Annotated in this window: 13 protein-coding genes; 8 read left to right on the forward strand and 5 right to left on the reverse strand. The window is 65.4% G+C overall.

Annotated elements, in window-relative coordinates:
- Positions 1-613: 613 nt before the first annotated feature.
- Positions 614-2,098, forward strand: a complete 1,485-nt coding sequence (locus QQL87_RS27570; RefSeq protein ID WP_284419572.1) for a cell wall hydrolase — start codon at positions 614-616, stop codon at positions 2,096-2,098.
- Positions 2,099-2,188: 90 nt separating this feature from the next.
- On the opposite strand, the gene QQL87_RS27575 is transcribed toward QQL87_RS27570, so the two are convergent.
- The 3 genes from QQL87_RS27575 to QQL87_RS27585 all read right to left on the reverse strand — a co-directional run bounded on the left by QQL87_RS27575 (position 2,189) and on the right by QQL87_RS27585 (position 7,986).
- Positions 2,189-4,525 (reverse strand): ABC transporter substrate-binding protein, encoded by a 2,337-nt coding sequence (locus tag QQL87_RS27575; protein WP_284419719.1) that lies wholly within the window; start codon positions 4,523-4,525, stop codon positions 2,189-2,191.
- A gap of 152 nt (positions 4,526-4,677) precedes the next feature.
- Positions 4,678-5,577, reverse strand: a complete 900-nt coding sequence (locus tag QQL87_RS27580) for an SEL1-like repeat protein (protein WP_284419573.1) — start codon at positions 5,575-5,577, stop codon at positions 4,678-4,680.
- 810 nt (positions 5,578-6,387) lie between these two features.
- Positions 6,388-7,986 carry an L-aspartate oxidase gene (locus tag QQL87_RS27585; RefSeq protein ID WP_284419574.1) on the reverse strand — a complete coding sequence of 533 codons (1,599 nt, stop codon included), beginning with the start codon at positions 7,984-7,986 and terminating at the stop codon, positions 6,388-6,390.
- Positions 7,987-8,350: 364 nt separating this feature from the next.
- Here QQL87_RS27585 and QQL87_RS27590 point away from each other — a divergent pair, with 364 nt between their 5' ends.
- Complete coding sequence (locus tag QQL87_RS27590; RefSeq protein WP_284419575.1) at positions 8,351-9,598, forward strand: MFS transporter; 1,248 nt, start codon at positions 8,351-8,353, stop codon at positions 9,596-9,598.
- Between the two features lie 64 nt (positions 9,599-9,662).
- The gene (gene acuI, locus QQL87_RS27595; RefSeq protein ID WP_284419576.1) at positions 9,663-10,649 is read left to right on the forward strand and encodes an acrylyl-CoA reductase (NADPH); all 987 of its coding nucleotides are present in this window, start codon (positions 9,663-9,665) and stop codon (positions 10,647-10,649) included.
- 583 nt (positions 10,650-11,232) lie between these two features.
- Here the strand turns inward: acuI and QQL87_RS27600 are convergent.
- Complete coding sequence (locus QQL87_RS27600) at positions 11,233-11,643, reverse strand: hypothetical protein (protein ID WP_284419577.1); 411 nt, start codon at positions 11,641-11,643, stop codon at positions 11,233-11,235.
- Positions 11,644-12,321: 678 nt separating this feature from the next.
- Here QQL87_RS27600 and QQL87_RS27605 point away from each other — a divergent pair.
- From QQL87_RS27605 to QQL87_RS27625, 5 genes are all read left to right on the forward strand, one after another.
- Positions 12,322-13,011 carry a hypothetical protein gene (locus tag QQL87_RS27605; RefSeq protein ID WP_284419578.1) on the forward strand — a complete coding sequence of 230 codons (690 nt, stop codon included), beginning with the start codon at positions 12,322-12,324 and terminating at the stop codon, positions 13,009-13,011.
- 175 nt (positions 13,012-13,186) lie between these two features.
- Positions 13,187-13,420, forward strand: a complete 234-nt coding sequence (locus QQL87_RS27610; RefSeq protein WP_284419579.1) for a DUF6894 family protein — start codon at positions 13,187-13,189, stop codon at positions 13,418-13,420.
- A 657-nt stretch (positions 13,421-14,077) separates the two neighbouring features.
- On the forward strand, positions 14,078-15,766 hold the full coding sequence (locus QQL87_RS27615; protein ID WP_284419580.1) for a methyl-accepting chemotaxis protein: 1,689 nt from the start codon (positions 14,078-14,080) through the stop codon (positions 15,764-15,766).
- A gap of 200 nt (positions 15,767-15,966) precedes the next feature.
- Positions 15,967-17,652: a methyl-accepting chemotaxis protein gene (locus QQL87_RS27620; RefSeq protein ID WP_284419581.1), complete on the forward strand. Its 1,686-nt coding sequence runs from the start codon at positions 15,967-15,969 to the stop codon at positions 17,650-17,652.
- A gap of 203 nt (positions 17,653-17,855) precedes the next feature.
- Positions 17,856-19,541, forward strand: coding sequence for a methyl-accepting chemotaxis protein (locus QQL87_RS27625; RefSeq protein ID WP_284419582.1), 1,686 nt, complete (start codon positions 17,856-17,858; stop codon positions 19,539-19,541).
- A 3-nt stretch (positions 19,542-19,544) separates the two neighbouring features.
- Here QQL87_RS27625 and QQL87_RS27630 read toward each other — a convergent pair whose 3' ends face one another.
- Positions 19,545-22,235, reverse strand: a complete 2,691-nt coding sequence (locus QQL87_RS27630; protein WP_284419583.1) for a DUF2339 domain-containing protein — start codon at positions 22,233-22,235, stop codon at positions 19,545-19,547.
- Positions 22,236-22,376 lie beyond the last annotated feature (141 nt).

Genomic DNA, 22,376 nt, shown 5'->3' on the forward strand with positions numbered 1-22,376 from the left:
GGTCGGATTGCGCAGCAATCCGGGTGAGGGGCATGGCACAAGCTCGGCCAGGCGGCAGGTCCTTCGGACGGGCAGTGCCCATCCGCTCGGACGCAACATGCGCTGGAGAATATCTCGTCTCGCAGACGGGTCGCTTTGCTTCGTTGCAGCTGAGCGGCACCTCCCGCGCCGCTGCTCCTCATCCCACCCCTCTCCCCGTGAAGAACGGGGAGAGGGAGCGCACCTTTCGCTCAGCGCGCGCTCGCTCAGCAATGCGCAGGCTTAAATCAACGAAGAAGTCCCGCCTCGACACATTGTCATGATCGACTCGGCCAACGCTGCCGCGCCTTGTTCCACCGACGAACATCTCGCATCGCCGCTTCGAAGAAATCAGCTCTCAAAAATTCATTCACCGCGTTCGTTGACCGAATGTTCACCCTTCTCATAACGCCGCCGTTTACCACGCACATCGTTCGCACACCGCCGCACAACTTCGCCGCTTGCCTGTTTCGATCGTGCAACGCGGATTAACTCCTCGGCAACCTAAACCCGTTACGAAGAGCAAAGATCGAATTGCACGGAAGCACTGTCGTTCGGTCGATGTGAGTTGCGTAGCGTTGCGTTGAGCGTATCGATGTTAGTTCTGCGTCCCGGTCCGAAGGGCGCGCGTCTTGCGTCCTTCGGACTCGGTCTCTGCGTCTTCGCTCTGATGCCGACAGAGACCGGGTATCAAGACATCGCTTCTCGGCTCGCCCGCCAGCCGGGCGTCGCCGAACGCTGGCAGAAGCGCGTCTCCTCGGCCGCGGCCTCCGTTCAGGTCGCCACCTACAGTTTCGGTCTGCCGATCGGTACCTCGTCGCCGCAGGCTGCGGGCTTTCGCCTGGCGAGCCTGAATGCGCGCGACCTCGACATCACCGGCAGCACACCGCCGCGCAATCCGGCGCTGCAGGTGCCGCCGCGCTACCGCGCCTCGGATTTTCCCACCGTCGACCGCACGCTGAAGGGCGACCGGCTCGTGGTCCGTCCGGCCGTGCCGCCGCCGCCATCGACCGAGGCGGCCGAGCCGGTCGAATCCGCGCCGAGCGAGCCCGCGCCGGCGACACCGCCTCATCCTGATTCGAATTCCTCGGTGTTCGGCGCCAAGACCAGCGAAGCGCCGGCCGTCACGCCAGTCCCGCCGCGCGCGGCACTTGATCCCGAATTGCAAGAGGCGCTGAGCGCGCCGCCGCTCGCGCAGTATGGATCATCGCCGCCCGACGCGCGTCCATCCGGCGAGCCCAGGCCCGCAACCGAGCCGTCGGCCGCGGACAGCGGCGCGACGACCGACGGCCTGACCGTCAAGACCGCGAATCTCTATTTCGGCACGACATCGCTGGGCGGCGCGGCCGGAACCATGGAAACCTGGCAGCCCGGCGAAGCGCCGCTCATCGTCATGCCTGATCCCGAGCTCAAGCCGATGGCCGTGCTGTTGCCACCGGCGGACGATTTGGCCAAGGCCGGCGACGGGGGCGAGAGCATCGCCCCCAAGGGCGAGGTCAACGCCGACAATCAGCACGCGCGGACGCCGGCCGAGCGGCTTCGTCTTTCGGACGAGAAGTCGCGCTTCAAATCCGAGAAGTGCCTTGCCGAAGCGATCTATTTCGAAGCGCGCGGGGAGGCCGTGCGCGGCCAGATGGCGGTGGCGCAGGTGGTGCTGAACCGGGCGTTCTCCGGCTATTATCCGACCACGGTGTGCGGCGTCGTCTATCAGAACAAATACCGCCACTTCGCCTGTCAGTTCACCTTCGCCTGCGACAACAATGCGGACGTGATCCGCGAGCCCGAGATGTGGGATCGCGCCAGGAAGATCGCCAAGGCCATGCTCGATGGGCAGATCTGGCTGCCCGAGGTCGGCAAATCGACGCACTACCACGCCTATTGGGTGCGGCCGTCCTGGGTCGCCGAGATGAAGCGCATGTACAAGTTCGGCGTCCACACCTTCTATCGGCCGAAGCGGTGGGGCGACGGCAGCGAGGCGCCGAGCTGGGGCACGCCGCAGCAGACCGCGGCGATTTCCGCCGAACTCACGGAAGCGGCCAAGAGCGAGGCCGAAATCAATCCGAACTGGACGCGGCGCTGAGATCCCGGTCCAGGCTTCTGACCGGCGACGACGTCCTGCGCCGTGTCCCGCGGGGGGACGATGAGGACGTCGAGGCCGGAGCAGGCGAGATCAGCGGCGCGCCGCATTCCACTCCATGAAGCGGCGGTACAGTTCCGTTTGCTTACCCGGCGCGGGCGGCTTCGCGGCGACGGGCGCGCGCGGCGACGGCACGGCGGCTGCGACCGGCTTCGCCGGGCCAACGCTGGCCGGAGCGGCTGCCGCAGGCGCGGACGTCCGTGTCGTCCCATCGAGCCATTCCTGCGCGGTGCGAAAGCGGGTCCAGCCGGCGACCGGCGCCCGCGGCGCCATCTCCCGCCATTTCGGATGGAAGGGAGGCCGCTGCAGCTGCGACATGCGCGAGAACAGCGAGTCCACCAGCAGCGACAGCCGGCGATAGCGGTCGCTTCCCGGCTGCCAATTATACGACGCCAGCACGGCTTCCGCGGCGATGGTGTCCACCGGCTCGGACTTGGCGATCAAGTTGGGGTAGTCGTCCGCGGTGAGCTTGGATGGAAGGTAGTCCTCGCGCAGGGGCTTGTCGTAGCCGACCGGGACGAGATGCAGATTGGCATCCGTGATCTGGCTGAGCCAGGGCACCGGCTTGCCGTCGACCGCAATCATCGCGTCGATCTCTCCCTTGCGCAACATTTCGAGCGCGATGCGCGGCTCGATATAGAGCAGATGCGGCTTGATCTCGAGTCGCTCGAACACGTTGATCGCGGTCACGAAGGTGCTGCCATCCGGCAGGTCGACCGCAACGGTCTTGCCGTCGAGGTCCCGCATGGTGCGGATCGACCGCGGCGCCAGAACATGCATTTCCTCGTTGAACATCTTGGTGACGTAGACGAGCTGATTGCGGATGTTGCTCGCGAAGTCCTTGCGTTCGAGATAGGACAGCGTGTCCTTGCGCACGATTCCCACGTCGACGCCCTTGAGCATGAGGATGTCGGCCACCGCCTGAACCGAGCCGCTACCCAGGACCGGCATGATCCGCAGGTTGATGCCGTCATTGAGGACCGAGGCGACGTCGGCGCCCATCTGGGAATAGGTGCTGCCATACGAGCCGGTCATCAGGCTCACCGTGTTGGCGTTGAGCTGACCTGCGAGGTCCCGCTTGGCGGACGCGTAGCGGAAGATCGCCTTGAAGGAATCGCTGACGGTACCCGGGTCGATGCCGCTGCGCACCGGTCCGAACCGTTCCCAATGGCCGTCGACGAAACGCTTCATCTGCATCTGCTCGATCGGCGCGTGGTCGCTGGCGCTGGTACTGGCGACGATCCCGGGAATCAGCATGGGAAGTGGCGTCCCCTTCAAGGACCGCGCCTGCTTCATGATGTTGTCGCGGGAGAAGTCGTCGCCGCAATTGCGCAGGACCGCAACCATCAGGTTGGCAAGCGCGTAGCCGACGATTCCCAAGCTGTTGTTCTTGCTGATTGCGGGCGCGTAGCGATCCATGAACGCGGACCACTCGGCGAAGCCGGGATCGCCGCCCTGCACACCGCCCTCGTACAGGATGGTGGCGGAAAGCAGTCCTTCCGCGTTCTGCAGGCCTGCAGGCTGCAGCACGGTGGCCACCGAATCCGAAATCGTGGGGATGATGTGCTCGGGTCTCCAGCCGAGCTCGGCGAGGCGGCGGATTGCGAGCACCGTGAATTTCGGGGTGCTGACGTCGACCAGGACGTTGGCTCCCGCGGCCTTCAGCTTCGCGATCTGCTGATTGATGTCGGGATCGGTGACCGCGTAAGCCGCTTCCGCGACGATCGGCAGCTTGCCGCCGAGCCCGTCCTTCAAGCCCTTCAGATAGTCCTTGCCGAACTCGTCGTCTTGGTAAAGCACACCGATGCGCGTGCCACCGGCATGTTGCTCGAGCAGATATTGCGCGTGGATATGAGCTTCGATCTGGTAGCTGGGTTGCGCTCCCATGGTCCAAGGATAGTCGCGAGGCTGATCCCAGATCGAGGCGCCGGAGCCGACGAACAATTGCGGTATCTTGTTCGCGTTGAGATAAGGCCGCACCGCCGCGCTGGTCGCCGTTCCAACGCTCGCAAAGATGACGTCGACCTTGTCTTCCTCCACGAGCCGTCGTGTCAGTTCCACCGTCTTCTGCGGATTATAACCGTCGTCATAGGAGATGTAGGTGATCTTGCGGCCCCTGATCCCGCCCTCGTCATTCACCTTCTGGAAATAGGCGGAGATGACCTTGCCCACGCTGCCGTAGGCGGCCGCCGGCCCGCTGTAGGGCGTCGTATTGCCGATCCGGATCTCGCCCTCGGCGGCGCGCGCCGAGCCTGGCACGGCGGCAAGCGCGAGGAGCAACGCCACGGTCCAAGAAGCCGGCGCGCGACGCCGCGGACCACGGGGCGCCGACGACCAGGCCGGCTGCGACAGACGATCAAACATTCCCATCATCGACCTCATCACGCAACACAACACTTCGCGGGGACGCGCGTCGCCCGCACGACATCATCGAGCAAGGATCCAACGGTCGCGCCCCGCCGCCATTCCTGCGCAGCGACCGGTGCGGGATCGCGCTGGATCCCCCAGTCCCGAAGCTCGGGTCACTCGAGCCGCCGCCGCGCCTCGAGTGACCCGAGTTCGGCCGCTCTCGCGTACCAGGCGCGGGCCTTGGCCGGATCGGGCACGACGCCAACGGCTTTCAAGTTGGACAGGATCGCGGCGTCATAGGTGCCGGCCAGCATCAATGATGCTTCGGCGTCCGCTTCCGCGACATGCGCCAGGATCAGGCGGGCACTCGCAACGTCGCCTGCGTCGATGAGATCGCGTCCGCGGTTCAGCATTTCGCTGATCTCGTTCCTGGTCAGCGCAGACGCGGCCGCCGGTGCAGGGCTTCCGGTCGCGGTCGCCCGAGATGCTTTCGGCAGAACCAGCTGCTGGGTCTCGCCTCCGTCCGGAGCCGGCTTGACGATCGGGATCGACGCCACGCTCGAATCGGCCCGTCCGATCGTCTGCGCCGCGGCGTCCGCCGATGCCTGGCCCTCATCGAACTGCGATTTCTCCGCGGTCCCGATGTTTCGGGGAGACGATGAAGCGGTCGTTGCCGGCTTCGCGACTGTTTCAATCGTTGGAGCCTGCATGATGCGCACCGCAAGGAACGCGAGGCACGCAACCGCGGCCACCGCGGCACCGAACCGGAAAACGGAATCGAATTCGATCGGTTGGGGCGGAGGTGGAGGCATCACGACGGGATCGAGTGATGGGATCTGCCGGGATCGGTCCGCTTCTGCTGACGCCATTGGCATCTCTGCGTCGTCAATCGCTGATGCGGTTTGCCACCACGGCGGAGGGAGATCGGTGGCCGCGTCCTCATCAGGCGCAGACGTCGCATGCGCGAAGCTGTTGGACGAAGCGGCAGACTTTGCCGGGTGCCAACGCTCGCTCTGCGCATCACCCGCGGCGACCCGCAGTCCGCTACTCCGTAATACGGAACTCATCCTCAACTACTCCTGCGGCCACGCGACATCGCGTCGCTCCGCATCGCTCCCTGGACCGTTTGCCGCGTTTCCGTGCGGCGACCTGGCTTCCAAACCGGCCGCGAGACCGACGACCACATCTACGAACATGCCAAGCGGAGAATCGGCGATCCGGCAGCCGCGGCTTCCCATTTCCTCGTCATCAGGACGGGCGGAAATCCTGCGCTACTACTTGAGCACCGCTAAAGTCCGACCATCTCTTTTTCTTATTTGTAAACGTTCTGCGGCTCTTTTGCCCAAATCACGGCGAGGCTGTCCAGCCATTTAGTTCGTGCTGGTAAATGCCGCCGGCGATGGCGCGCACGAGACAGTGCGGCGGGCGTCTGGCCGATTGCGATCTGAAGCCGCGGCGCGTGGCGTATCTGGCTCTCACAGCTCGATGCGAGTTAGTCGCGCCCGTGAAGGATGTGCCTGATTTGTGCGGCGAGCCGCATCGGCGTCAGCCGGTGATCGGTTTCGATGAAAGGCCTCGCCCAATTCATTGGCGAGGTCCGCTCAGATCGTGCACGTCATGACGACGAGGGCCGGCGCAACCGCACGGCCCGTTTGTTCGCCCAGCGCCCGCGGATCAACGGATGTCCATGACCGAGACGGCACGCACGAACGACATCGCGCCTCGTCCTCAACTAACTGCAAAGCAGCAAACAACAACGAGTAGCAATTAGCTGTATTTGGGAGGCAAGGCCCCAGGCCCTGCACCCAGAATGACGGTGATCGTGAACGACGGTGAAAACGCGACTGCCGAGCTCCGTCGTAACGCAGTCGGATCAGCTCTTGCTACGCGCTCAACGGCCGCGACTGCCGCGCCGTCGGCCGCGCCGCGAGGTCGTCGGCGATCTCGCGCGCAGCGGCCAATGTGGTCATCGTCCTCTGTGCGAAGCTGGGATTCTCCGCCGGGCAGTCGGCCCGGCAATGCGCGCCGCGGCTCTCGCGCCGGCTCCAGGCCGCGGTCGCGATCAGCAGCGCTGCGCTCGCCATGTTGCGCACGTTCGGACTGCCGCCGTCGCGCTCCATCCTGGCAATCGCAACGATCGCTTCGGCCAGTCGCTCTTCTTCGCGGATGACGCCGACCTGGCTGGTCATGATCTCGCGCAGCGTCCTCTCGCTCGGCGTCGCATCGGCGCCGGCGGGCGCGGCGAACGCGACGTCATGCAGTCCAGGGGCGCCTGCGAAGGTGCGGCCGGAAAGATCTTCGGCAATCCGGCCGGCGAACACCAGGGCTGCGAGCAGCGCGTTGCCGGCGATATGATTCGCGCCATCGGTGGCGGTCGCGGCCACTTCGCCGGCCGCCCACAGCCCCTCGATCGAGGTGCGGCCGCGCGCATCGACCGCGATGCCGCCCATGTGGAAATGCGCTGCCGGCGCGACCGGAATCGGCTGCCGGGTCGGATCGAGCCCGGCGGCGACGCAGGCGCGATGCAGCACCGGATAGCGCTCGGCGACATCCTCGTCGAGCACGTCGCGGGCGTCGAGGAAGGCGCCGCGTCCGGCCATGATCTCAGCCATGATGCCGCGCGCGACCGTATCGCGCGGGGCGAGATCGACCAGCGGGTGGCGTGGCAGCATGAAGCGCTGGCCGCGCCGGTTGATCAGGATCGCACCCAGGCCGCGCAGGCTCTCGCTGACGACGGGCGCGGGATCGTGGCCTGTCATCATCGCGGTCGGATGGAACTGCACGAATTCCGGATCGGCGATCACGGCGCCGGCGCGCGCGGCGATCGCAAGGCCGATGCCGTTGGCATGATCAGGGTTGGTGGTTGCAGCGAACAGATGACCGATGCCGCCCGTGGCAAGCACGACCGCGGGCGCTGCGAGCAGCACCGCTGCGGCGGCGGGGTCATCCGTCCGCCGCAGTTGCAGGCCGCGCACGGCGCCGTTCCCGGTCAAGAGCGCGTCGGCGACATGGCCCTCGATCAGCCGGATCGAGGGGGTTGCGCGCACAGCCTGGACAAGGGCGGCCACGATCGCCTGCCCGGTGAAGTCGCCGCGGACGCTCAGGATGCGCCGCGCGGAGTGGGCGGCCGCGCGCGACGTCGCCAGTGCGCCCTTGTGGTCGCGATCGAACGCGAGCCCGAGGCGCAGCAGATCCTCGATTGCCGCGGCCGCGTCACGCGCCAGCGCGCGCGCCGCGTCTTCGTCCACGAGGCCGCCACCGGCTGCAATCATGTCGGCGGCATGGCTTTCGGGGCTGTCGCCAGGAGCCACGGCCGCCGCGATGTCGGCCTGCATCGTCGCGCCGAAGGCCTCCTCGCCGAGCGGCGTAGCGGAGATCAAGGTGACTGGACGCGGTGCAAGCTTCAGCGCGCAGAACAGTCCCGCAACGCCGGCACCGACGATCACGACTTGGCCCGAGGTTTCGATCTGGTCGTGGTCCATCTGCTATCCAAATTCCATATGCGGTGCGCATATGTATCAAGCTACCAGTTAGTTCTTCTTCAGAGACATCTCTCGCTGTTTAGCGGTGTTTGGCGACAAATCGCGGCCGTTCTGAAAGTCGCTCTCGTGCAGCGTGAATCTCTGTCAGTCACTCGCGTCTCAGGATCGATCGCGCCAGGACAATTCGGCCTCCCATGAGTTCTTTCGATGGAACCCGCTTCGGATGACGCCCGCTCATGGATGCGACGCGACATCGATTTTTTTTCATGGCTGAGTTCCCGCTTTTGAGCTTGGGGGGTGAATGCAAATGCATTAATCCGTGACGAGCGGCCGAACGAATGCGGGCGCACCGGGGAGGACACTCATGTCGACACAGGCAGGCGATCTCGGCACGGCCCCCCGCGCGCAGGGCTGGCGCACGCCGCTCGTCATCATCATCTGCGGCTGCGCCATTGCGCTGCTGAGCTTTGGTCCGCGCTCGACCATCGGCTTCTTCGTGCAGCCGATGAGCCGTGAATTCGCCTGGGGCCGCGACGTGTTCGGGCTGGCGATCGCCGTTCAGAACCTGCTGTGGGGCCTCGGCCAGCCACTCGCGGGCGCGATCGCCGACCGCTTCGGCGTCATGCGCGTGATCTGGGTCGGCGCGCTGCTCTATGCCGGCGGCCTGCTGATGATGCGCTATGCGGACTCGCCGCTGTCACTGGACATCGGCGCCGGCGTGCTGGTCGGCTTTGGCCTGTCGGGCTGCTCGTTCAACCTGATCCTGTCCGCCTTCAGCAAGCTGCTGCCGCCGGAGCGGCGTGGCCTCGCGCTCGGCGCCGGCACGGCCGCGGGGTCGCTCGGCCAGTTCCTGTTCGCGCCCTTCGGCGTGGCGCTGATCGATCAGTTCGGCTGGCAGAGCGCGCTGATGGTGTTCGCGACTTTGATGCTGTTCATCCTGCCGCTGTCGCTTGCGGTCGCCACGCCGCCGGCCGCCGAAGCCAAGCCGTCCGAGGCCGAGCAGCAATCGTTCACGACGGCGCTGATGGAAGCGTTCGGCCATCGCTCCTATGTGCTGCTGGTGCTCGGCTTCTTCACCTGCGGATTCCAGCTCGCCTTCATCACGGTGCATCTGCCGGCATTCCTGGTCGATCGCGGCCTGTCGGCGCAGACCGGCGGCTGGGTGATCGCGGCGATCGGCCTGTTCAACATCATCGGCTCGCTCAGCGTCGGCTGGCTGCAGAGCCGGCTGCCGAAGCGCTACATCCTGTCCTTCATCTATTTCACCCGCGCGCTGGCGACGCTCGCCTTCATCTCGTTCCCGATCACCCCGGCCTCCGCCATCGCCTTCGGCGCGGTGTCGGGGCTGGCCTGGCTGTCCACCGTGCCGCCGACCTCGTCGCTGGTCGCGATCATGTTCGGCACCCGCTGGCTCGCCACCCTCTACGGCTTCGCCTTCGTTAGCCATCAGGTCGGCGGTTTCCTCGGCGTCTGGCTCGGCGGCATCGTGTTCGAGCGCTACGGCTCCTATACGCCGATCTGGTGGCTCTCGATCCTGTTCGGCGTGTTGTCGGCACTGATCAACCTGCCGATCGTCGAGAAGCCGGTCGCACGCGCGGTCCCTGCCACCTGAGTTGCGCGGCCGACCCGATCGGCTAAACATGGGGCGAAACGAAGAAAGCGCAGGGAGTGCCGCTGTGGGAACGTTCAAGGCGATCCGGATCGACAAGGCCGACAAGGGAACGACCGCCGCACTGACCCAGTTCGACGAAACCGAGCTGATGGACGGCGACGTCACCGTCAAGGTCGAGTGGTCTGACCTGAACTACAAGGACGGTCTGGCGCTGACCGGCAAGGCGCCGGTCGTACGGCGCTTCCCGATGATCGCCGGCATCGATTTCGCCGGCACCGTCGAGCAATCCAGCCATCCCGCATGGAAGCCGGGCGATGCCGTCATCTGCACCGGCTGGGGCATGGGCGAGACCCACCTCGGCGCTTATGCCGAGAAGGCGCGGGTCAAGGGCGACTGGCTGGTCGGCCTGCCACAGGGCCTGTTGGCCCGCGACGCCATGGCGATCGGCACGGCGGGCTTCACGGCCATGCTCGCGGTCCTGGCCCTCGAGAAGCAAGGGCTGACGCCGGCCAGCGGTCCGGTGGTGGTGACGGGCGCCGCGGGCGGCGTCGGCTCGGTTGCGATCGCAGTGCTCGCCAAGCTCGGCTACCAGGTGATCGCCTCGACCGGCCGCCTGGCGGAGGCCGACTATCTCAAATCCCTCGGCGCTGCCGAGATCATCGACCGCAACGAGCTCTCCGGGCCGGCCAAGCCGCTGGCCAAAGAGCGCTGGGCGGGGGGCGTCGACAGCGTCGGCTCCAACACGCTCGCCAACCTGCTGTCGATGACGAGATATGGCGGCGCGATCGCGGCCTGCGGCCTGGCCGCCGGCATGGACCTGCCGTCCTCGGTCGCCCCGTTCATTCTGCGCGGCGTGTGCCTTCTGGGCATCGATTCCGTGATGTGTCCGCTGCCCGCGCGCAAAATCGCCTGGGCCCGTCTCGCGAGCGACCTGGATCGCTCAAAACTGTCTGAAATTACTCATGAAATCGATTTGGATCAGGTCGCCTCGCTGGGCCCGCAGATCCTCGCCGGCCAGGTCCGCGGCCGCACGGTGGTAAGAATATCCTGAGGATGTTCAGACTTTTCAAACCATGATGCTCCATTGTTCCTTCCGTAGTCAAAAGAAGACTAGTAAGTGGTTGGTCTTCATAAGCTTTTTTTGACGGCGGGCCGCTGTGCCGTAACTTCCGTGGCTCCTTCTTACGGCACTCGTCTGAAACGTTCCGGACCTTTGGCGTAAACCATTGAATATCTTTTGTGCGAACATCGCACGGAGCCGCCGGAATCCTTGCCCAATTCCAATGATTTAAGCTATAGTAACGACACGGCGCGCCGTCGGCGGCTACCGACGACGCGCCACTTTCAAGCAATCACCTTGGTGGTTGCATGGTCATCACCTCCTAGGTCCGGGGCCTGCCGTGACTGCCCCGGTTTTAGACGACGGCCCAGCTAGACCATCATGACCGGCTTGCCCGGTCTGCCTCCTGCACCGGTGCCACGGCCCGAATGCAGAAAGGATGAGAGAGCGATCCTAGAACCGACCTAGGCCCTTCTTGGGTTGGCCCCCGGTGAGACGTTGGCCCAGATACCAAGATGTGCGTCCTTACACCTATCGCTCAAACTCTTTGCGGCGGGCTCTTTGTCCGCCGCAACTATTTCAACATGTCCTCCATCACGGACGAGGTGGGTCCGGAGCTTTTTTCGGGATTCCAATAGCGACTCTCGTCATCCTTTTTGAGATCGCCTTCGGCGACTAGACGAGCAATCGCGTTGTAGAAATTCCCTGACCTGCTTGAGATCAAGTCGGCATTGACTCCACGGTTGATGAGAGCCTGCCGGATGTCCCTGGGCTTACGGATCTGGCCGTCGGCCATCAGGGTCTTGATGAGCTTGCGAAGGTTCGCAGCGTCGCTGTCCGTTTCGGATGTACCTGTCGGGCCAAGCAGTACAGCAGCTGCGGTGACCTTCTTCTCCAGTTCTTCCAGCTCCTGATTGCTCTTGAAAATTAGCTCGTTCAATTCGGCAATGCGCTGCTTCCACCGAGTTACGTCGGCGGTGAGCATTGCGTGGTATCCACTTGAAGGTGTTTCGAGCATGGCCTTTTGATCTCTGGCTGCTACATCTACAACACCTCCTCTTTTTTGGGAAGGGGGGTGTGGGAAAAGAGAGGGAAATCCCTGGAAAAGTACCCGCTCTGTTCCTGCTTCTAGCGGTAAAACTACCGAAAAAATCTTAAAACGGCTGAATTTTTGGAAATGACAGAGCTGCTCCCTAAAACAAACTGTGCTTTCACATCGTGTGAACAGTGTGGGTCGTTAAGGGAAAATTAACCAATTTGTGCTAGCCGCCCACGCCTGTTCCACGTAAGGTCGTTGGAAGGGCGCTTTGGACACCGTCTACTTGGCGGCTTCGAGAGTGGAAGACGCCGGTGTCGTTGTGGCTTCAGTTCGATCATTTCAGCGGACATGGCCTGGAATCAAAGCGCTCCAAGCGAGCCGTTGTGCATTTGCATCACCCAGGCAAACGATGATGCTCAATCGCTCTTTTGGTTAGCGCATCGTTCATCGTTAACCGCTAGTTTCTATAGAGCTGAAAGAGCCTTCGTAACCGGGTCAGTTGTCCACCGGCCAAAGCTAACAGTCTCGTACTGTGTGGGCGCATTGTTGCCACGGTTGGTATGGTAAGCATGGGTTAAAGATACCGCCTTACCCGCTGCGTGGGGTCAAGTGGGAGTTGGAAGAATGCTCGCGCGTTTTCTGCTGGGGACCGTGACCGCCGGTGCCATGGTCGCTCCTGCGCTCGCGGGGTCGATGACGGCCGACGAGGCCCGCAAGTTCGTCTCCGGAAAGGTCTTCGCCTTCACCTGCGTCGACGGCACGCGCGGGGCTGGCCGTATTCTCGATGACATGGGCGCCACCGGTGCGGTGCAGTTCTCGGGCTCGGGCCCGGTTCGCCATATCCGTCTGCCGGGCAATACGCTGCAGATTCGCGGCCAGAACGTCTGTGCTTCGATCAAGGGCATGCCGTTCGAGCCCTGCTTCAACCTCGACAAGAAGGACGACCGCAGCTTCCGCGGCTCGGTCTCCGGCCTCGGCGCCTTTGCCTATTGTGACTTCCAGCATCAGGGCGGCGCGACCATGCTGATGGCCCGTGCGGTGGCGCGTCCGCGCACAGCCCGGGCTGCCGTCATGGCTGTGGATCCGTCGCACACCGAAGTGGCGGCGCGGGTCGAGACGCCGCGCGTGGAGCGCAGCAAGGTGGAACCCGTGAAGTCCGAGAGCGTGAAGTCGGAAAGCGCCAAGTCGGAAAGCGCCAAGGCTGAGAATACCAAATCTGAGAACGCCAAGCCTGAGAACACCAAGTCCGAAACTGCCAAGCCTGAAACTGCCAAGTCCGATGCGGCGGTCGAACTGCGTCGGTCGACCGAGTAGTTGTTAGTTACGTTTTTTGAAAAGCCGGGCTCTCATTAACATAGAGCAATATTTTAGTGCGAACCGCACGCTAGCGGTCATTGCGCCGTAGTCGTACGGTCGCTCAAATTCATGCCTCGGTAGCGACTCTCGAGCAGTGTGCACCAGGGGGGTGGCCCAATAGAAAGGGTCGGTAATGTCACTGTATTTCTTCCGTATCAGCCAGGGTCGCTATTCGGGCGCTGCTGATCAGCCTTATGAATTCGCCAACCGGGAGTCCGCCTGGAACGAGTTGACGGCCGTCTGCTCGGACCTCATCGGGGGCATCTCGAAGACGCTGCAGCAGGGCGCCGAGTGGCAGATGGAGCTGCTCGACGAAGCCAAGCAGCCGGTGTTCCGGATCCGCCTGGTCTCGGAAGCCGTCAGCTGAGCTCGGCTCATCGGGGGATGATCCGAGCCGCTGTCCGCCGGAAGCCGCAGCGCCGCTGCGGCTTGGGCACTCCACCGCTTCTGACCTGCTTCCTCGAGCCGCCCATGTTCGCTGACGCCAAAAGTCGGAGCGGCAATCGTCTTGTCGCGCCGAGCTCGCTCCGGCGTGGCATCGACGCCCGGGTTCCTTCTGTAAGTTGCAGCCGATTCGTCTCCGTCCTGGAGACGTGAGCGCCTGTGTGTTTCAGGCAATCTCCGGAGATGCTAGTTCAGGTTGTGGCATTAAGCCGTTTTTAAGCGGTTCTCTGGCATACCACAGGTTGAGACAGCCGCCGGCCGGGGAGCCTGAGATGTTCCCTCGTTGCGACCTCTCCGCGGTGCCGCGCGAGCCCGGTGTACGGATGCCGGTTTCATGACACCGCGCGAGAGCGATGGTGCGCATTTATTTTGCTTTCTCGGTAATGTTACGGGTTCCGCATTAACTTCTAAGAAGTCTGTTTCGCGCCCAATGACACCGTCAGAGCCGAAGTGAGGCTGCGGCGACTTCGCCGCCTCTCGATCCTCCGACCTCGACGCCGCACAGCAGCGCAGACCTGATTGGTCAGGCCTCCTTGACGCTGGAAGAATGCGGCGAACCGCGCAGTCAGCTGGGGTCATCGTGTCCAGAATGTCCATCCGTAAGAAGATCATCTCGGTCATCGCGTTCATGCTCGTCGCCATGTGCGGGCTTGGCGCGCTCGCCGTCACCAGTATGCAGTCGATCAACGCGAACACGGTCGACATCGCCAACAACTGGCTGCCCAGCGTGCGCGCGATCGGCGAGCTGCGCGCCGACATCAACCTGCTGCGCATCGCGCTGCGCGCGCATGTGATGGCCGACACCGCCGAGGCCAAGCAGGCCGGCGAGAAGCGGGTGAACGGCATCCTCGAAACGATCAACAAGGATCGCAAGACCTATGAGCCGATGATCACGTCGGCCGAGGAACGCGCGATCTACGACAGCTGGGTGCAGGCCTGGGAGAAGTACGTCGTCGTTGTCAAGCAGGTGGTCGAGGAATCCAACAAGAGCGTCGGGCGCGTGCCGCGCGAGGCCACGGAGCTACTTGAGAAGAATGCGGCCGCCATCGCGCGCGACGCCGACAAATATTTCATCCAGGACATCGAGTTCAACAACAAGGGCGCCGACAACGCAACCCGGCAGGCCGCCGATAGCTTTTCGCGTGCGATCTGGCTGGTCGTCCTGATCATCGCCGCCGCCGTGATTGCCGGCGTCGCGGTCGGCTTTTATCTCGTGCAGAACGTGTCGTCCGGCATCGCCTCGATCATCAAGCCGATGCAGGCGCTTGGCCAGGGCGACCTGAGTGCGGAGGTGACGCACCGCGGCGAGCCCACGGAAATCGGCGCCATGGCGGACACGCTGCAGGTGTTCAAGGAAGCGCTGATCGCCAAGAAGGAAGCTGACGAGCTCGCCTCGCGCGACGCCGAGGCCAAGATCGAGCGCGGCCGGCGCGTCGACAACATTACGCGCCAGTTCGAGGCGACGATCGGCGAGATCGTGCAGACGGTGTCGTCGGCATCGACCGAGCTCGAGCATTCCGCAGGCGCGCTGTCCTCGACCGCAACGCGGTCCCAGGAAATCTCGACGGCGGTTGCTGCCGCCTCCGAAGAGGCGTCGACCAACGTGCAGTCGGTTGCGTCCGCCACCGAGGAGCTGTCGTCGTCGATCACCGAGATCAGCCGCCAGGTGCAGGAATCGGCCCGCATGGCCACCGAGGCGGTGGACCAGGCGCGCCTGACCAACGATCGCGTCGGTGAGCTGAGCAAGGCCGCGGCGCGCATCGGCGACGTCGTCGAGCTGATCAACACGATCGCCGGCCAGACCAATCTGCTGGCGCTGAACGCCACCATCGAGGCGGCGCGGGCGGGCGAGGCCGGCCGCGGCTTTGCGGTCGTCGCCTCCGAGGTGAAGGCACTGGCCGAGCAGACCGCCAAGGCGACCGACGAGATCGGCCAGCAGGTGTCGGGCATCCAGGCGGCGACGCAGGAATCCGTCGGCGCCATCCGCGCGATCTCCACGACGATCGAGCGGCTGTCGGAGATCTCCTCGGCGATCGCCGCGGCGGTGGAAGAGCAGGGCGCCGCCACGCAGGAGATCTCGCGCAACGTTCAGCAGGCGTCGCAAGGCACGCAGGAGGTCTCGGCCAACGTTGTCGACGTGCAGCGCGGCGCGTCGGAGACGGGCCAGGCGTCGTCGCATGTTCTTTCCGCGGCGCAATCGCTGGCCGTCGACAGCGACCGGCTGAAGCGCGAGGTCGCCTCGTTCCTGCAATCGGTGCGCGCGGCCTGATCCCATGCGCCGGGCTTCGGCCTCCCCGATCCGTATTAGTACTTAGTTTATCATTAACGGAAGCTTGCGGGCAAAGCGGCACTCTGCGTCCAGCAGATGCCGCTTTTTCGTTTCGCAGCGGAACGCCGGCGGCCGCAATGGAGCGGTGGCCGGGCGGACATGATCGATGTTGCGAGACGCTCTTCTCGGAGGATCAGGACGTGTCCAAACTTTCCATCCGCTTCAAGGTCATTGCAGTCATCGTGTTTCTGCTCGTCGTCATGTCCGGCCTCGGCGTGCTGGCGCTGCGCAGCATGGGCGGCATCAACGCCCGGACGGTCGAGATCACCAGCAACTGGCTGCCGAGCGTGCGGGCGCTCGGGGCGCTTCGCGCCGACATCAACATGTACCGTCTCACTCTCCGCGTCCACGTCATGGCGCTGACGGCCGAGGCCAAGGCCGCTGCCGACAAGCGCATGGCCGACATGCTCGACAAGGTGAAGCAGGACATCCGGGTCTACCAGCCGCTGATCGCCAATGCCGACGAGCGCAACATCTACGAGGCGTGGACGCGCGCCTGGAGCAACTATCTGGTCGAGGCCGACAAGGTGCTCGATGTGTCGCGCAAGAGTGTCGGCCGGCTGCCGGATGACATCGATGGCCTGTTCAAGGGACCGGCCGTCGCGTCGGCCGCATCGGAAGAGCTCCTGGCAAAGGCCATCGACTTCAACGACAAGGGAGCCGAAGCCGCCACGCGCGATGCCGCCGACGGCTACAGCAGCACCTTCTGGATCGTGACGACGATCATTCTCGTCGCGGTCGCCGGCGGACTCGGCGTCGGCCTCTATCTCGTCCACGACGTCTCCTCGGGCATCGCCTCGATCATCAAGCCGATGCAGGAGCTCGCCAAGGGCGACCTCGACGCCGAGGTGCCGCACCGCGGTGAGCCGACCGAAATGGGCGCCATGGCCGATACCCTGCAGGTGTTCAAGGAAGCGTTGATTGCAAAGAAGGAGGCGGATGCGCTCGCCGCACGTGACGCCGAGGCCAAGATCGAGCGTGGCCGCCGCGTCGACAACATCACGCGGCAATTCGAAACGACCATCGGCGACATCGTCGGCACCGTCTCCAGCGCGTCGACGCAGCTCGAGAACTCCGCAACCACGCTCACATCCACGGCGAGCCGGGCCCAGGAGATATCGACCATGGTGGCCGCTGCCTCCGAGGAGGCGTCCACGAACGTGCAATCGGTGGCGTCGGCGACCGAGCAGCTGTCGTCGTCGATCACCGAGATCAGCCGCCAGGTACAGGAGTCCGCGCGCATGGCCTCGGAGGCCGTCTCGCAAGCGCGTCAGACCAATGACCGCGTCGGCGAATTGTCGAAGGCCGCGGCGCGCATCGGCGACGTCGTCGAGCTGATCAACTCCATCGCCGGCCAGACCAACCTGCTGGCGCTGAACGCCACCATCGAGGCGGCGCGTGCCGGCGAGGCCGGGCGCGGCTTCGCGGTGGTCGCCTCCGAGGTCAAGGCGCTGGCCGAGCAGACGTCGAAAGCGACCGGCGAGATCGGTCAGCAGATCTCAGGCATTCAGGCCGCGACCCAGGAGTCGGTCGGCGCCATCAGGGACATCTCCGGCACCATCGAGCGGCTGTCGGAAATTTCCTCTGCGATCGCGGCCGCGGTCGAAGAGCAGGGCGCCGCGACGCAGGAGATCTCGCGCAACGTCCAGCAGTCGTCGCATGCCACGCAACAGGTGTCGTCGAGCGTCGTCGACGTGCAGCGCGGCGCGACCGCCACGGGCTCGGCGTCGGCCCAGGTGCTGCACGCCGCCAAATCGCTTGCCACCGACAGCGACCGGCTGAAGCGGGAGGTTGCCTCGTTCCTGCAGTCGGTGCGTGTGGCATGATCTGCCACCAGCATTCGGCGCTCCCGATGCCGTACTAATACGTAGATCAGGATTAACGGAACTTTGCCGACAAAGCGGCAATCTGCGTCTCGGCAGTTGCCGCTTTTTTGCGTTTCGCAGCGGCCCGCTGGTCGCGCAATGGTGCTGTGGCCGGGGAGCCACGACCGGTGGCACGAGACGCTTGTCCTGGAGGACTATAGGACGTGTCCAAGCTTTCCATTCGCATCAAGATCATCGCCGTCATCGCCTTCATGCTCGTGGTGATGTCCTGCATGGGACTGCTGGCGCTGCGCAGCATGCGCGACATCAATGCGCGGACCGTCGACATCGCCACCAATTGGCTGCCCAGCGTGCGCGTGCTCGGCGCGCTGCGCGCGGACATCAACGTCTACCGGCTGACCCTGCGGGCCCATGTGATGGCGCTGACGCCGGAAGCGAAGGCCAACAACGACAAGCGCATGGCCGATACGTTGGACAAGGTGCGCAAGGACATCCAGGCCTATCAGCCGCTGATCTCGAACGCCGAGGAGCGTCGCATCTATGAGACCTGGACGCAGGCCTGGGACAAGTACACGGCCGAGGCCGACAAGGTCCTCGAAGTCTCGCGCAAGAGCATCGGGAAGCTGCCCGACGACGTCGACGCGCTGTTCAAGCCTGCCGGCGTGGCGGCGACCGCGTCGGAGGATATTCTGACCAAAGCGATCGAGTACAACGACAAGGGTGCGGAAGCAGCCACGCGCGATGCCGCCGATGGCTACAACAGCACCTTCTGGGTCGTGACCTCCATCATTCTCGCCGCGGTTGCCGCCGGCATCGGCGTGGGCTTCTATCTCGTCCAGGACGTCTCGTCGGGCATCGCCTCCATCATCAAGCCGATGCAGGCGCTCGGACGCGGCGATCTCTCCGCCGAGGTGCCGCACCGCGGCGAGCCCACGGAAATGGGCGCCATGGCGGACACGCTGCAGGTGTTCAAGGAGGCCCTGATCGCCAAGAAGGAAGCTGACGAGCGCGCGGCACACGACGCCGAGGCCAAGATCGAGCGCGGCCGGCGCGTCGACAACATCACCCGCCAGTTCGAGGCCACGATCGGCGAGATCGTGCAGACGGTGTCGTCGGCCTCGACCGAGCTCGAGCATTCGGCCGGCGCGCTGTCATCGACGGCGACGCGCTCGCAGGAGATCTCGACCCAGGTCGCGGCGGCCTCCGAGGAAGCCTCGACCAACGTGCAGTCGGTCGCCTCGGCCACCGAGGAGCTGTCGTCGTCGATCACCGAGATCAGCCGCCAGGTGCAGGAATCCGCGCGCATGGCCTCCGAGGCCGTGTCGCAGGCGCGCCAGACCAATGATCGCGTCGGCGAATTGTCGAAGGCCGCGGCCCGCATCGGCGACGTCGTCGAGCTGATCAACTCCATCGCCGGCCAGACCAACCTGCTTGCCTTGAATGCCACCATCGAAGCGGCGCGTGCCGGCGAGGCCGGCCGCGGCTTCGCGGTGGTCGCCTCCGAGGTGAAGGCATTGGCCGAGCAGACCTCCAAGGCGACCGGCGAGATCGGCCAGCAGATTTCCGGCATCCAGGCTGCGACGCAGGAATCCGTCGGCGCCATCCGCGACATCTCCGGCACGATCGAGCGGCTGTCGGAAATCTCCTCGGCGATCGCGGCCGCGGTGGAGGAGCAGGGCGCCGCGACGCAGGAGATCGCGCGCAACGTCCAGCAGGCCTCGCACGGCACGCAGCAGGTGTCGTCGAACGTCGTCGACGTGCAGCGCGGCGCATCGGAGACCGGCCAGGCGTCGACTCACGTCCTCGACGCCGCCAAGTCGCTGGCGACCGACAGCGACCGGCTCAAGCGCGAGGTGGCCTCGTTCCTGCAGTCGGTGCGTGCGGCTTAGCCGCTAGGCCGCCGGTGTGGCCGGCGGCGGCGCCTGCTGCTGCCGCCGGAACAGCACCTTCTGGTACAGCCAGCCGATCGCGACCAGCACGAGGCCAAGGCCGATGAAGGACAGCGCGCGCCAGACCCCGGTCAGCGCCGACATGTCGACCAGGAAGGCCTTGAGGATCGTCAGCGCGATCACGATCGCCGATGCGAGGCGCGCACGCTGCGACGACACGACGATGCCGATGCCGAGTAGCAGCACGCCAAAGGCGAGCCAGGCGATCGAGTAGGTGTACTGCTCGGCCGCGCTGGTCGGCCCGCTGCTCAGGTCCGGGCCGTGATAGATCCGGCGGATCTCCAGGCTGACATAGGACAGCACCAGGACAAGCGCGCCCGCGGCCAGCGTGTTGCCATAGGCCGGCGGGCGGCGGCCTGCGACCGCGTAGGACAGCAGCAGCATCAGCACGGCCGGGAACGCGTAGGCCAGGATCAGGATGTTGAGGAGGCCGCCCTTGATCGCGACGTCCGAGATCATCGGGTTCTCCAGCACCAGCAACCCGACCACGGTGGTGCCGCCGGCGATGCCCGTCAGGATCACGGCGCTGAAATTGTGGACGATGCTGCCGCTGCGCTCGCGCAGCCGCTCCAGGCCGATCGCCAGCGCCAGCGCAACGCAGACGTCGAGCCCGATTTCGGCGAGCGACGGCACCGCCAGCATGTCGCCGTCATTGACGGCGTGACGGATCTCCAGGAACGCCAGCAGCGTCGTGAACAGGATCGCCGCGGCCTCCACCGCACGCAGCGGCGCATCGTCGCCATGGCGGCGCATCAAGTAGCTCGCGCCCCAGAACGAGGCCGCCGGCACGCCATAGCCCCACAGCAGCCAGTTGAAGATCGGCGTGGTGCCGACATCGGCGCCGACGATGCGCGGATCGTGACCGATCCGGAGCACCACGAGGCCGGCGAACACCGCCGCCAAGGTGCGCAGGAACGGGATCGGCCGGCTCTGGAAGACCCAGGCGGTGCCCAGCGACATCAGCGCCAGCGCGATCGTCAGCCAGCCCTTCTCCAGCGCAAAGGTCAGCGCCAGCGCCAGGGCTGCCAGCGTGCCGGTCGCGAACAGCGCGATCGAGGCGCCGAGGCCCGGCCGTTCCTCGCGCCGGGTCAATGCCTCGGTTGCGGCGGCAAAACCTGCGGCGAGCACGACCGCGAGGATCGCGAACGGAATCGAGCGGTCGAGATGGGCGATGCGCGCATACAGCGCGACCAGCAGCGCCAGCGGCGTGAACACGCCGGCCGCCGACCACACCACCGGCACGATCGCGTTCTCCGAGCGTCCCTGCGCCAGGAAGCCGGCGCTGCCGAAGCCGAGCGCGAAGATCACCGCCGTCACCAGATGCCACGACACCGAGGCGCCGAGCGGGTTCGGGCCCATGCCGGGCAGCGCGCCGCCGGGCAGCACCAGCAGGTCCGGATTGTCGCGCAGCGCCCATTCGGCGAACACCACGAACACCGTGGCGGCGGCCGCGGCCACTGCGCCGGCCGCGCTCGGCGCCCGCCAGGCGACCGCAAGCGTTGCCGCGACCAGCCCCGTGAAGCCGATCAGCGCCAGGCCATCATGGAAGCTCGACAGCACGACCAGCATGCCGCCGAGCAGATAGACCGCGAGCCCGCCTGAGGAGATCGGCTCGACCTCGTCATTGTCGGCCGCGGGCCCGAACATGAAGCCGCAGACCACGATCAGTGCGGCCAGCGCAAAGCCTGCCACGACGTGGAAGACGTGCGGCGCGACGGTCTCGACGGCCATGTCGAGGCCGGGCAGGGTCCACAGGAACGACAGCCCGATCGTGGTCATGGCGAGCCAGCGCCACAGCCGCACGCGAGCCAGCGCGAAGGCAGCCGCCGTCACGATCGCGAGGTAGATGTAGAGCGCCCAGTAGTTCGGTTGGCCCGTCGACACCAGCACGGGTGTCGTGAAGGCGGCGACGAGGCCGAGCCCGGCCAGCGCCGGGCCGTGCAGCAGCGCAGCGGCCAGCGTGCCCAGCGCGACCACGCCGAGCAGGACGAAGGCGATCGCGGGCGGCAGGAAGTCGTACAGCGCGTAGGACGCGTAGACGGTGGCGAAGGCCACCGCTGTGCCGGCCGCGGTCAGGATCGCCGGGATGTTGGCGATCGGCAGCGCCGCGATCTGCGAGATGCTCTCCTTGCGCCGGGTCCATTCGCCGGCCGCGAGCAGCGCGGCGGCGAACAGCGCGCCGAGCGCGACGCGCACCTCGGGGCCGACGAGGCCAGCCTCGATCGAGTAGCGCACCATGAAGAAGCCGCCGAGCGCGAGCGTCAAACCGCCGATCCACACCACCCAGCGGGTGCCGATGCGCTCCTCGAAACCGGCGGACGGTTGCGGCACGGGAGGCGGAGGCGCGAGCGGCGGCGGCTGATCGGCCGCCGCGTCGCTCGCCATCGTCGCGGGTTGCAGAGCAGGCTCGGTCACTTCCGGCAGCGGCGGCGGCATCGGCGCAGCCATGGCAGGCTCTTCCAGCGGGCTCAGTGGCGGCGCTGCCGGCACTGGCGCAATGACCGCCGGGCGCGCGGCTTCGAGCCGGTCCAGCCGGGCCTGCAGTTCGGCCAATCGATCGGAGATTTGACGCGCGTATGCGAATATTGCGAACGCGACCAGCAGAGCGATCAAATCCAGGTGCGAATCGAACATCACGCGGGGAAATCCTGAAACAATGGCGCCGGCAGGCGTCACGGGTGGAGGGATGGCGCCGGCTTTCGGGTGGGCGCAGCGAATCGACCGCCGGCACCGACGTGCCGTCACGATGGCTGCAGTTCCTTGAGTGTCAAACGC

Origin of the sequence: Bradyrhizobium sp. SSBR45G (assembly GCF_030159255.1) — a bacterium.
Taxonomy (GTDB): Bacteria; Pseudomonadota; Alphaproteobacteria; order Rhizobiales; family Xanthobacteraceae; genus Bradyrhizobium.

Excerpts from the sequence above, each read along its gene's own strand:
- QQL87_RS27570 (WP_284419572.1), top strand. The coding sequence starts at position 614 with ATGTTAGTTCTGCGTCCCGGTCCGAAGGGCGCGCGTCTTGCGTCCTTC.
- QQL87_RS27575 (WP_284419719.1), bottom strand. The coding sequence starts at position 4,525 with ATGGGAATGTTTGATCGTCTGTCGCAGCCGGCCTGGTCGTCGGCGCCC.
- QQL87_RS27585 (WP_284419574.1), bottom strand. The coding sequence starts at position 7,986 with ATGGACCACGACCAGATCGAAACCTCGGGCCAAGTCGTGATCGTCGGT.
- QQL87_RS27590 (WP_284419575.1), top strand. The coding sequence starts at position 8,351 with ATGTCGACACAGGCAGGCGATCTCGGCACGGCCCCCCGCGCGCAGGGC.
- QQL87_RS27600 (WP_284419577.1), bottom strand. The coding sequence starts at position 11,643 with ATGCTCACCGCCGACGTAACTCGGTGGAAGCAGCGCATTGCCGAATTG.
- QQL87_RS27605 (WP_284419578.1), top strand. The coding sequence starts at position 12,322 with ATGCTCGCGCGTTTTCTGCTGGGGACCGTGACCGCCGGTGCCATGGTC.
- QQL87_RS27610 (WP_284419579.1), top strand. The coding sequence starts at position 13,187 with ATGTCACTGTATTTCTTCCGTATCAGCCAGGGTCGCTATTCGGGCGCT.
- QQL87_RS27630 (WP_284419583.1), bottom strand. The coding sequence starts at position 22,235 with ATGTTCGATTCGCACCTGGATTTGATCGCTCTGCTGGTCGCGTTCGCA.